The organism is Streptomyces sp. NPDC002476 (assembly GCF_042889785.1).
Classification (GTDB): domain Bacteria; phylum Actinomycetota; class Actinomycetes; order Streptomycetales; family Streptomycetaceae; genus Streptomyces.
The window spans coordinates 38124-50111 of the sequence record NZ_JBIARH010000046.1 but is presented as its reverse complement, the minus strand read 5'-3'; the positions used below and the strand labels follow the sequence as shown (position 1 = coordinate 50111).

The 11988-nt window shown below is 69.8% G+C and carries 9 protein-coding genes; 7 read left to right on the top strand and 2 right to left on the bottom strand.

Features of this window, described 5'->3' with window-relative positions; translation table 11 throughout:
* Positions 1-232 precede the first annotated feature (232 nt).
* Positions 233-1492, bottom strand: a complete 1260-nt coding sequence (locus tag ACFYXM_RS32480) for a Gfo/Idh/MocA family protein (RefSeq protein ID WP_389294824.1) — start codon at positions 1490-1492, stop codon at positions 233-235.
* A 259-nt stretch (positions 1493-1751) separates the two neighbouring features.
* Positions 1752-2915 carry an ROK family protein gene (locus ACFYXM_RS32475; protein ID WP_389294823.1) on the bottom strand — a complete coding sequence of 388 codons (1164 nt, stop codon included), beginning with the start codon at positions 2913-2915 and terminating at the stop codon, positions 1752-1754.
* A gap of 155 nt (positions 2916-3070) precedes the next feature.
* Between ACFYXM_RS32475 and ACFYXM_RS32470 the strand changes: the two genes are divergently transcribed.
* From ACFYXM_RS32470 to ACFYXM_RS32440, 7 genes are all read left to right on the top strand, one after another.
* A complete protein-coding gene (locus ACFYXM_RS32470; protein ID WP_389294822.1) occupies positions 3071-5653 on the top strand; it encodes a hypothetical protein in 2583 nt (860 codons plus the stop codon).
* On the top strand, positions 5593-6042 hold the full coding sequence (locus ACFYXM_RS32465) for an SDR family oxidoreductase (RefSeq protein ID WP_389294821.1): 450 nt from the start codon (positions 5593-5595) through the stop codon (positions 6040-6042). The genes ACFYXM_RS32470 and ACFYXM_RS32465 overlap by 61 nt, the downstream gene beginning before the upstream one ends.
* A 30-nt stretch (positions 6043-6072) precedes the next feature.
* Complete coding sequence (locus ACFYXM_RS32460) at positions 6073-7014, top strand: GNAT family N-acetyltransferase (protein ID WP_389294819.1); 942 nt, start codon at positions 6073-6075, stop codon at positions 7012-7014.
* Positions 7015-7328: 314 nt separating this feature from the next.
* A complete protein-coding gene (locus ACFYXM_RS32455; protein WP_389294827.1) occupies positions 7329-7700 on the top strand; it encodes a hypothetical protein in 372 nt (123 codons plus the stop codon).
* Positions 7701-8168: 468 nt separating this feature from the next.
* Positions 8169-8738: a 2Fe-2S iron-sulfur cluster-binding protein gene (locus ACFYXM_RS32450; RefSeq protein WP_389294817.1), complete on the top strand. Its 570-nt coding sequence runs from the start codon at positions 8169-8171 to the stop codon at positions 8736-8738.
* The gene (locus tag ACFYXM_RS32445; RefSeq protein WP_389294816.1) at positions 8735-9718 is read left to right on the top strand and encodes an FAD binding domain-containing protein; all 984 of its coding nucleotides are present in this window, start codon (positions 8735-8737) and stop codon (positions 9716-9718) included. The genes ACFYXM_RS32450 and ACFYXM_RS32445 overlap by 4 nt, the downstream gene beginning before the upstream one ends.
* Positions 9719-9727: 9 nt before the next feature.
* Complete coding sequence (locus tag ACFYXM_RS32440; RefSeq protein WP_389294815.1) at positions 9728-11956, top strand: molybdopterin cofactor-binding domain-containing protein; 2229 nt, start codon at positions 9728-9730, stop codon at positions 11954-11956.
* Positions 11957-11988: the final 32 nt, after the last annotated feature.

Below are 11988 nucleotides of genomic sequence, written 5' to 3'. Positions count from 1 at the left end.
TACGCCTTGTTCTTGGCCTCGTCGAAGATGACCGGATAGGTCCACATGGTGACGGTGTTGTCGTCACCGCCGCTGGAACAGCCGGCCAGCACACCAACGGCAAGCGCGGTGGCCACGACCGGGGCAGCGACGGCACGGACTCTGGAACGACGAGTGAGGAGACGGGACATGAGGGGGTCCTCCGAGGACAGGGGGGCGGGACAGGAAAGAGGAGACGGCATCCGGTAGGACGTCACCGGGCCGGCACCGTCTGAACGGTGCCGGTATGCCGGGCACGCTCGGCGGCGAACGCCGCAAGATGACTGCCGAGCGAGGCCTTGGTGCCGGAGCGGACCGCGGCCGGGTCGCCGGTGGCGACGGCGTGGACGAAGGCATCAACCAACGCCGTGTCTCCGCCGCCGTGTCCCTCGGCGGCGTTGGAACCGCTCGTGTCGACCTCGTGGACGGTGACCTCGTCGGTGCGGAAGTCGTGGACGGTGACGCGCTTGCCGTCGCCGCGCAGCCAGCCGTGCGAGCCGAAGATCCGTGTCTGGCGGTCGGTCTGTTCGGTGAAGGCGACCACGGTGAACGTCGCGGTCATGCCGCCGGACAGCTGCATGGCGAGGACCTGGTGGTCGACCACGTCGTTGTCTCCGCGGTAGGCGCACAGGCCGTAAGGGCCTTCGCGCAGCGCGGTCAGCAGCTCGGTCTCGTCCGTGGAGTCCGTGACGTGGGTGACCGGCCAGACCGCGCCCTTCTCGCGCAGCGTCGGCACGTACAGCTTCGGCGCGCTGTACGGACAGCCGGGCTCGACCGCGCAGTCGAGACACCGCTCGGCGGCACCGGCCGGGGCGTTCTCGGGCCGGAAGTGCTTGAGCCCACCGAAGCTGGCGACCTGCTCGATGCCCTCCCCGGTGACGTAGGAGATCCAGTCCAGGTCGTGGCAGGACTTGGCGAGCAGCATCGGCGAGGAGTCCTTCTCACTGCGCCACGGACCGCGCACGTAGCTGTGGGCGTAGTGCCACCAGCCCACCGGCTCCAGGTGGTCGATGGAGACCAGCTGCCCGAGCACGCCGGAGTCCACGACCTCCTTCACCAGGTCGGTGTAGGGGGTGTACCGCAGGACATGGCAGACGGCGAAGAGCACGCCCGCCTTCTCCACGCCCTCGATGAGGGTGCGGGTCTCGGCCTCGGTGGGCGCCAGTGGCTTCTCGGCGAGGATCGCGTACCCGGCCCGCGCCAGCGCCAGGACGGGCTCGACGTGATTGCGGTCCTGGGTGGCGACGATGACGGCGTCGGCGATGGCGTCCCCCTCGACGAGCGGCCGCCAGTCGTCGAACTCGAGCTCCGCCCCGGCCGCGGCGCGGGCCGCCGGCCGGGGGTCGGCCACGGCCACGAGGCGGGCGCGTTCGGGGTGGGCTTTGATCCACGCGGCATAGGCGAGGCCGCGGTTGCCGGCGCCGACGAGAGCCACGCGGACGGGCCGATCGGATATCGGAAGGTGCATGGACATTCCCAAGAGCTCCCTAGAGGTGAAGGAGAGGCACGCGACGGACAGGGCGTACGGTGGGGCCGGGAGGCGTCTCCCGCGGCGGTGCCTGGACGCGGAGCCGTCAACGGTTACCGGGTGCGGAGGGCTGACAGGGGCCGGCTGCCGATGCATACGGCGCCTACCGGGGCCGCCTGAAAGCCGGAAGGCGGACCGCGCAGTGGTCTCTGCGATCCGGAACACGGGCTGCCCGGGGCGATGACGGGAGGTCCGGAACGGCCGTTCACGGGCGGGCCGCCGTGGGCCGCCGGTTGTGCGCGAGATACGTCGTCTCGACGTGCTCGACGGCTCGCCAGATCGCACCGAGCGCGACCCGGTCGTCGCCGAGCGAGGACGGCTGGAGATCGGGGACCCGGATGCACAGCGGCTCCAGACGGTTACGGAGGCGGGGGAGCAGGACATCGGCGGACTGGGCCAGTCCCCCACCCAGCACGACCCGTTGCGGGTCGACGGTCAGCACCATGGCCGCGAGGCCGAGGGCCACGTCGCTGGCGTAGCGGTCGACGGCGCGCACGGCGACGGTGTCGCCCCGGCGGGCGGCGGCCAGCACATGGGCGGCGGCGTTCCGCGGGGGTACGTCGGACGGGACGGCGGGACAACACGCCAGGCGGGTGGCGGCGGTCGCCCAGGGGGTGACGGGGAAGCTGCCGATCTCGCCCGCCGCGCCGCCGTATCCCCGGTGCACCCGGCCGCCGATGATCAGCGCCGCGCTGAGGCCGAGGCCGGCGTGGATGTAGACGGCGTCCTCGATGTCCCGTGCCGCACCGAGGCGTTGCTCGGCGAGTGCGGCCAGCCGGGTGTCGTTGTCCACCAGGACCGCCCCGGCGCAGCGTTCGTCCAGGTGCTCGGCGAGCCGTACACCGGTCCAGTCGGCGGCCGCTCCCGCGAGTACGACGTCTCCCTCCGGGCCGACGACGCCGGTGGTGCCGGCGCTGATCGTCCAGATCCGGTGGGCGTCGATTCCCGCGTCGTCCAGGCACTCGGTCATCACGTCGCCGATGACGGCGAGCCGGTCGGCGCGCCGGATGTCCGGCGGCACCGTTCGGCGGGCCGTGGTGACGACCGTGCCGCAGAGGTCGGCGAGCACGGCGAGGACGCTGTGGGCGCCGATGTCCAGCCCGAAGACGTAACCGGAATCGGCCCGGAACCGGTAACGGCGGGCCGGCCGCCCCACCGCGCCGGGCGCGGGCGGGACTTCGGCCGCCCACCCCTGGTCGGTCAGCTCGGTGGCGAGGTCCTCCGCCGAGGCGCGGGAGAGACCGGTGAGCGTGGCCAGCTCGGTCAGCGTCACCGGCGCGCCGGCACTTCTCAGCGCCCGCAGCGCGCCGAACGCGTTGAGCCGACGCAGCTGCGCCAAGTCACCGCCGGCGGGTCGGGATGCGTCCATGTACCCCTCTTGACGTCGTTTCACCCGTAGGGATTAATCAGAGAGTCCACGAAAACATTGCGGTGGTCAAGCGTCAGGAGGACGCTGAGGTCACTCAAGCCCGTGAACAAAACGCCCACTTATGGGGAAGACTTTAATAATCTGGAGGGACCACGGTGCCCCGAAAACGCCCTAGACCGCTCCTCATCCTGCTGCTCGCCCTGACCGTGCTGGTCGCGGGTCCTGCACCCTTGGCCGCGGCCTGGGGAAGTGGCAGCACCAGTAAATCGGCACTGGACCGGACGTGGTTCGGCCCCGAGGCCGACCTCGGCGTCCAGCAGGAAACGGTCTCCATCAGCGACGCCGTGGTGGGCACGGAGGACGGCCGGCCCACGATGTACGCGACGGTCTCCGCCGAGAACGCGATCTTCAACGTCATCGACATCCGGGACAACCGGCTGCTGCGCTCGTTCACGCTGTCCGGCGTGCAGCAGTCCTGGCGGCATGCGATCGGCCCCGACGGCACCGTCTACATCGCCGCCATCACCGGCGGCCAGACGGGAGAGCTGTGGAGCTACAGCCCGGCCGACAAGGACGTGCGCAAGCTCGGCACCGTTCCGGGCGAGAAGTCGCTGTGGTCGATGACCACGGACCCGGAGGGCAACGTCTGGATCGGCACCTTCCCCAACGGCAAGGTGTTCAGATACGACCCGCAGAGCAAGGACTTCCACGACTACGGGCAGATGGTGCCCGGCCAGCAGTACGTGCGCTCCATCGCCTACCACGACGGATCCGTCTACGCGGGCGTGGGCTCCGTCGGTGACGTCATCCGGCTCGACACCGCCACCGGTACGAAGACGAAGATCTCCGACCAGGTCCCGGCGCTCCTCGGAGTGGAGCCCCAGAAGGTGCCCTTCGCCTACGACATGGCGGTCGTCGACGGCTGGCTGTTCGTCAAGTTCGCCGACCCTCAGATGAAGCTGCTCTTCTACGACCTCGACGCCGGCAAGTGGAGCGACAAGTCCGTCGGCAAGAACACGCCTTCGGACGTGGGGGTCTTCTCCTTCAACCAGCTTCAGTCGCGAAACGGGAAGGTGTACGTCACCAACAACCGCGAGCTGTACGAGATCGACACGGCGACGCTGGAGTCCCGCTCGACCGGAATCGCCTTCGGTACCTCGCTGCGCGGTGCCGCCTGGGTACCGCTCAATGATCCGGACCTCCCCGGGACCTCGCTCGTCACCCTGCAGTCGGGCGGCAAAATCACCGCTTTCGACATCGCGTCACGGCGGAGCAAGGTGCTGCCCTCGGTGGTGAAGGGCGCGCCGAACCCGCTGCACAACCTGGAGGCGGCGCCGGACGGCACGCTGTTCATGAGCGGCTACCCCGGCGGCACCGGGTCCCGCTTCGACCCGCGCACCGGCCGCACCACCAGCTTCCCGATGGGCCAGGCCGAGGGCATGGCGGGCCTGGGCGACACGATGTACTTCGGCATCTACCCCGGAGGCATCATCTCCTCGGCGAAGCTGGACGCGGCGACCCCGGCCGTCTCCGAGAAGTTCCGTCTCGGCTCCGAACAGGACCGGCCGTACGTGATGAAGGCCCACGCCGGCAAGCTGCTCATCGGCTCCATCCCCGACTACGGCAAGCTCGGCGGCGCGCTGACCATCTACGACCCCGACAACGGGGAGAAGAAGACCTACCCCGACATCGTCCACAACCAGAGCGTCGCCGGGCTGGCCCAGCGCGGCGGACGGATCTACGGCTCCACCACCGTCTACGGCGGTCTGGGGACCGACGTCACCGAGTCCGAGGCCAAGATGTTCGTCTGGGATGTCGCCGGCGAACGCAAGGTCAAGGAGTTCACCCTCGACCTCCCCGGCCTCGACAGCCCGAAGATGATCAGCGGTCTCGGCTTCGGCCGCGACGGCCTGCTGTGGGGCGCGGCCGACGGATTCCTGTTCGCGATGGACCCGGGCACCCTCCGGGTCGTCAAGTACAAGAACATCTACCCCGAGGTGAAGAACTACGGCATGTGGCGGCCGGTCTACCTCCGCCGGGGCGCCGACGGCCTGCTGTACACCACCCTGGCCGGCAAGCTCACCGTTGTGGACCCCAGGACCATGGACCACGTGACACTCGGCGACTACGGCGAGGAGGTCGCCTTCATGACCCTGGCCCGGGACGCCGACGGCCACGAGAACATCTACTTCCTCGGCAAGGCGGCGGAGTCCCGGCTGCGGATGATCCCGGTGCGCCACGGCCATGCCCGCGCCGTGGCCGTCGGCAACGCCGGCTTCGAGGTGGCGCCGCTGAACGACGGCGCCGTCCCAGGGTGGCAGGGCGGTGGCACCCTGTTCACCCTCTCCCAAGATCGGGCGTACACCGGCAGACGCAGCATGAAGATCGTCGATGCGGCCCGGAGCGGCCCCGAGGCGTCGGCGGAGCTGACCAGTGAGCCGGTGCCGGCTGCCGCGGGGGCGTACTACCGGGCCCGTGCCAAGGTGTACATCGAGGACGGAAGCACCGACGATTCGGTGCTGCTGCTGAGCTTCCTCGACGGGGCCGGCCAGACGGTCGGCCGGATGGCGAGCGCACCGCTCCGCGGCGCGGACCAGCGGCGCTGGATCGACGCGCAGGCAAGTGGTACGGCTCCGGCTGGTACGGCGTCGGTCCGCGTCTCGCTGTACTCGTCCGCGTGGAACCTCATGACCGGATACGTCGACGCGGTGAGCCTTCGACAGACCAGGCGCGGGTGACACCCACGCGCGGACACCGGGCCACGGCGACCGTACGCCGTGGCCCGGTGTCGTCGATGCGGCGCTCAGCCCGCGCCGTCGAACTCGCACCGCACGGCATCACCGCCAACCCCCTCGCACTCGGCACGGTCCGGCCCCCGATCGACGGCGCGTTCCCCTTCGACCGCGATGCGTTCGAGACGGTCCACCGGGAGCGTATTCCGCTTGGCTGCTACTCGGTGCCCGACGAGAACGTGGGCACGCTGCTGCTCGCCTCGGACGCCGGGGCGTACATCAACGGGGCCCGGATCGTCATGGACGGCGGCGTGCTCGCCGAACAGATGCACCGGATGCGCTTCATCCGCCCCGCCGCGTACGCGGCGTACGACGCTCAGCTCTGCCACCCGTGACCGGGTCAGCACAGAAGGAAACTTGACACCATGACACACACCTTGCGCACCCTCGCCCCGGCCGACGAGGCAGCCGTGCACGCGCTATGGGCGATCTGCTTCGACGCCCCGCACCTCCCGGCGCTGCACGCCCTGGACCCCGACCGCCACCGGCGGACCTTCGTGGCCGCGCGCGGTGACACGGTCGACGCCGTCGTCTGCTACGTGCCGCGGCAGCTCCGCGACGCCCACGGCCGGGTCGAACGGGTGGGCGGTATCGGCAATGTCGCCACCCGCCCCGAGGCACGGGGCCAGGGCCTGGTTCGCCGACTGCTCACCATTGCCGCCGAGGCCATGACCGCCGAGTCCTGCGCATGGTCCCTGCTGTTCACGGCCACTCCCGGGGTCTACGAGCGCTCGGGCTGGACCGGCTTCCGCACATCCTGGGCTGAGGGCCCGCTCACCACTGTTGGCCCACCCGAGCCCCGCTTCCGCATCCGTGCGGCCACCCCGACCGACGCCCCGCGGCTGGCAGAACTGCACGCCGGATTCAACGCCGCACGCCCACTCACCGCGGTGCGGACGGCCAACGACTGGATCCACCGCGTGCCCGCCTGGTACGGCCCCGGCGCCGAATGGCTGATCGCCGAGGACAACGGGGGGACGGCGGTCGGCTACACCGTGGCCCAGCACATCGGCGAGGCCGTCGAGGTCCGCGAGTGCGCGGTGACGGAAGCCGCACCGGCGGCCCTCGGTGAGTTGCTCGCTGCGGTGGCCCGCCGGGCCCGTGCCGCGGGCGCCGCAGTCGGCCGGGCACACCTCCCCGAGGACCCAGCCGTCCGCGCCGCCCTGCCCCGGCTCCTCGCCCAGGATCAGGCCCGGGAGCGGACGCAGACGGTGGGGATGGCCCGCCCGCTCCTTGCCCCGCCGGAGGCGATGCGCGCCACGCTGCAGGCCACGGGAGCAACCCACTGGCATGGCGACTCGTTCTGAGCCAACAGTCCCAGGGCCCGATGCGTTTGCCTGCCGTCCACTCAGCAGGGCACGTCACCGGGACCTCGGCCAGAACCGGGCGCACTTCGACCTGAGCCCCGTGGGTTCAGGGAAACTGACCGACGCGCTCGTCGATCTGCCCCACTCCGGCCTGCTGGTCCGCCTACAGGCCCTCGACGACGACCGCTTCCACGACGCGATCGAACTGCTCACCACTGCCGGCTCGGACACCGACGTACCCGCCGACGGCGATCTACTCGAGGGCGTCGACGGCCTGCCCGCCGAGTACGCTGCCCTGGAGCAAGAAGGCCTCGATGACGCAGGCTCTCGCCCGGAACGCGTGTTCCCTCGGTACCGACGCCGACGGCAACCAGCACCTGCCCCGCGTCCAGAACACCCCGGACAAGCGCTACCGCCTCGGCCAGCACGTCACCTGCGACTGGGTGACCTTCCAGAAACACGCTCGCCAAGGCCTCACCGACGCCACCGAAGACGGCGAACTCGCCCTGCGCCGCGCACTCGCACTGGTCCGCGGCCGCCCCTTCGCGGGCATGGCCCCCCAACGCTACGCCTGGGCCGAGCCGACCATCCAGGAAAATGGTCTCCGCCATCACGGACGTCGCCGGCGAACTGTCCACCCGCGTCCCAGGCGGTGCAGTTCGGCATGGATCCGCGGGACACCGTAGGTGTGGCGGGAGGCAATGTGCAGCACGGTGATCTCGTGTGCGAGCGCGTCGTCGTTGGCCTGCCGCTTGCGCCCGCCGTGCCCGCGGCATCACCGTCCCCGGCGTGGGGCAGATCGAACCACCAACGCCTGGTGGGCAGCACCCACATGGAGTGCTGCCCACCAAGCGACGCGACACATCAGGACGAAACGCAACCTACGGGATGAATACCCGAAGAAAACGACCTCTCAATCAGGCTCCCGTGTGCCGGGCCACGCCCTGAACAAGGCTGGGCCGTCGGTGTCAGCCGGCCTTGACGGCCTGAGATACAGCACCGTCCGAGTGAACCCGTGACGGTGTCGTCCGACTCGGCCCGCCCATCGGCTGGATGATGGGCGGTCATGGCCCCGGGCGGGCCACGTGTCGCGCCTCACAGTGGCGGCGCATATCCAGGGTGACACCCGCACCCGGCGAGGAAGGCGGGCTGTGATGAGTGATTCGGATACGGGCGCCGTGGGACGGAGCCAGGGCGAGACGGCCCAACTCTCGGCGATCGGGTTGAACGTCAACGATCAGGTGCGACGGCTTGAGGTGGATCCACGGACCTCGCTGCTCGACGCGCTGCGCGAGCACCTGCGCCTGAGCGGGACCAAGAAGGGGTGTGATCACGGGCAGTGCGGCGCCTGCACGGTGCTGATCAACGGCCGGCGCGTCAACTCTTGTTTGACGCTTGCCGTGATGCATGAGGACGACGAGATCGTGACGATCGAAGGCCTGGGCGATCTTGATGGTCTGCACCCCATGCAACGTGCCTTCGTCGAGCGTGACGGCTTCCAATGCGGCTACTGCACTCCCGGCCAGATCTGTTCGGCTGTCGGCATGCTCGCCGAGGTGGAGGCAGGCTGGCCCAGCCACGCCACCGCTGACGTGGCCTCGCCGCGGATCGCGTTGACCGATGAGGAGATCCGCGAGCGGATGAGCGGCAACATCTGTCGGTGCGCCGCCTATCCGAACATCGTCGCGGCCATCCGTGGCATCGCGGTGGGAGGCCCGGAATGAGATCCTTCACGTACGAGCGAGCGACCGACGCACAGGCCGCCGTCGCTGCGGTGTCCAGAACCGGCGCGAAGTTCATCAGCGGCGGCACCAACCTGCTCGACCTGATGAAGCTCGACATCGAGAAGCCCAGCCATCTGGTCGACATCAGTCGGCTTCCGTTGCGGGACATCGAGGAGCTCCCGGACGGCGGACTGCGTATCGGGGCCCAGGCGGCGAATTCCGATGTGGCCGCCGATGCCCGAGTGCGTACCCGCTACCCGGTGCTGTCGGAGGCACTGGTGGCCGGAGCCTCGGGCCAACTGCGCAACAAGGCGTCCACCGGGGGAAATCTGTTGCAGCGCACTCGCTGCCCCTACTTCTACGACACAGCTGCGGGCTGCAACAAACGGGATCCCGGTTCCGGATGCTCGGCGATCGGCGGGTTCAACCGGATCCACGCCCTCCTCGGCGTCAGCGACTCCTGCATCGCCACCCACCCCTCGGACATGGCCGTCGCGATGACCGTACTGGAGGCGGAGATCGAGCTGCTCGACTCCGACGGGTCGGTACGCCGCGTCGCCATCGCAGACTTCTACCGACTGCCGGGCGATACGCCGCACATCGAGACCGTGCTGCGTCCCCGCGAGATGATCACGAGCGTGCTCCTTCCCCCGCCCCCGTCGGGCCGGCAGACCTACCGCAAGGTGCGAGACCGGGCGTCGTACGAGTTCGCGCTGGTCTCCGTGGCGGCTGTCGTCTCGACCGATCAGGGAGCGATCAGTGAGGCGCGGGTGGCCTTCGGCGGTGTGGCGCACAAGCCCTGGCGGTCCGTCGAGGCGGAGGCCGCGTTGACCGGCCGTCCCGCCACGATGGTCACCTATCGCGCCGCAGCCGAGGCCGCGATGCGCGACGCCGTGGGGCAGGGGCACAACGACTTCAAGATCGAGCTGGCCAGGCGCACGCTGTGCCGCACGCTGGCGCAAGCGGCTCAGGCAAGCTGAGGAGACGAGATGATCGGGCAGGCACTGAACCGCGTCGACGGTCCGTCGAAGGTCTCCGGCCGGGCCACATACGCCTACGAGCAGTGGGGGGCCGGCCAACCCCTCTACGGGTTCATCGTCGGCGCGACGATCGGCAAAGGCCGCATCACCCGGATCGACACCGAGAGCGCCGAGCGCGCACCTGGCGTGAAGATGGTGATGACCTATCACAATGCGCCCGCGCAGGGTGTCCGTGATGAGTCCGTTCCGTCCGAATACTGGCGCGCCCAGCCGGTGCTGACCGGCCCCGCCATCCACTATTACGGCGAGCCGGTGGCACTCGTCGTCGCCACGGCCCTCGAACAGGCCCGAGCGGCGGCCGGTCTGGTCGACGTCAGATACACCGGCGGGCGCGGACGTTTCGACTTTGCCGAGCAGGAAGGCGAGGTGTACATCCCGAAAGTGGTCAACGCCGGTATCCCCACCGACACCGCGGTCGGCGATTTCGATGCCGGGTTCGACAGCGCGGCGGTGAAGGTCGACCAGCAGTACACGACGCCGTACGAGTTCTCGATGCCGATGGAACCGCACGCGTGTCTGGTGGAACCGCGCGACGAGGACCTGATCGTCTACGTCAGCTGCCAGATCGTCGACGCGGCGCGGGCCTCGGTCGCCGGCACGCTTCGGATCGCCCCGGAGCGGGTCCACATCGTCACCCCCTTCGTCGGCGGGGGATTCGGCTCCAAGCTGGGCGTCCATTCCGAGACGATCCTGGCGGCGCTCGCCGCTCGCGAGTTGCGCCAACCGGTCAAGGTCGCGATGACCAGGCAGCAGATCTTCCAGCTCGTCGGCAACCGTCCCACATCCAGCCAGCGGGTTCGACTGGGCGCGGAGCAGGACGGACGGCTGACCGCGATCGCCCATGACGTCACCATGCACACCAACCCCGACGTGGAGTACGCCGAGCAGACCGCCGCCACGACCCGCAGTCTTTACGCCGCGCCCCACCGGTTGACCAGCCACCGGCTTGCGCCGCTCGATCTGCCGCCTGGGACGGACGTACGCGCGCCGGGCGAAGCGCCGGGCATGCTGGCGGTCGAGTCGGCGATGGACGAGCTGGCCCATGCGCTGGGCACGGACCCGGTCGAGCTGCGGATCCTCAACGAGCCCACCGTCGATCCCGAGCGAGACGTGCCGTACAGCGACCGGCACCTGGTCGAGTGCCTGCGCGAAGGCGCGCGCCGGTTCGGCTGGGAACACCGCCCCACCACCCCGGCGAGTCTGCGCGACGGGCGGTGGTTGGTCGGCTACGGCATGTCGGCCGCCATCCGCGGGCACTTCCAAGGGCCGGCCGCGGCGCGGGTGCGGTTGGAGGCTGACGGCACCGCCGTCGTCCAGACGGACATGACCGATCTCGGCACGGGCACGTACACCGTCCTGACTCAGGTCGCGTCCGACGGGCTCGGACTGCCGCCCGATCGGGTGCGGATCGAGCTCGGGCGTTCCGAGTTTCCCACCAGCTGGGGGTCCGGCGGCTCGTGGGGCGCCGCCAACTCGAGCAATGCGGTGCATGGTGCGTGTATGGCCCTGCGCGAGCAGCTCCTGGCCGCGGCGCGCGGCGACACGCGCTCTCCGCTGCACGGCCTGGACCCGGCAGACGCCGTGTTCTCGGATGGCAACGTGGTTGTCGGCAGAGCGTCCGAGGCGCTGAGCGAGATCGTCGCACGCAACCGTCCGGAAGGGTTCGAGGCGGAGGGCGGTACCCGCTTCATGGGCGATGATCCGAACTACACGGACTACTCGATCAACACCTACGGGGCCCATTTCGCTGAAGTGGGGGTCGACGCGGACACCGCCGAGATCCGTCTGCGGCGGATGCTCGGCGTGTTCTCGGTGGGCCGCGTACTCAACGCGAAGACGGCCCGCTCGCAGCTGATCGGCGGCATGATCTGGGGAGTCGGCGCGGCCCTCGAAGAAGAGGCCGTGGTCGACCTGCGATCCGGCGCCTTCGTCAACCGGGACTTCGCGCAATACCTGGTGCCGGTCCACGCCGACGTCCCCGATGTCGACGCGGTCGTCCTTGACGGGTACGACGACAAGGCCAACGTCCTGGGCGCGAAGGGCGTCGGCGAGCTGGGCATTTGCGGGGCCGGTGCGTCGGTCGCGAACGCGGTGTTCAACGCCACCGGCGTGCGCGTGCGCGACTTCCCCATCACCATCGAGAAGGTGCTGCCCGGTCTACCACTGCTGGATGACTGAATCCGAGGCTTCCCCTGATCGTGGACACCTGG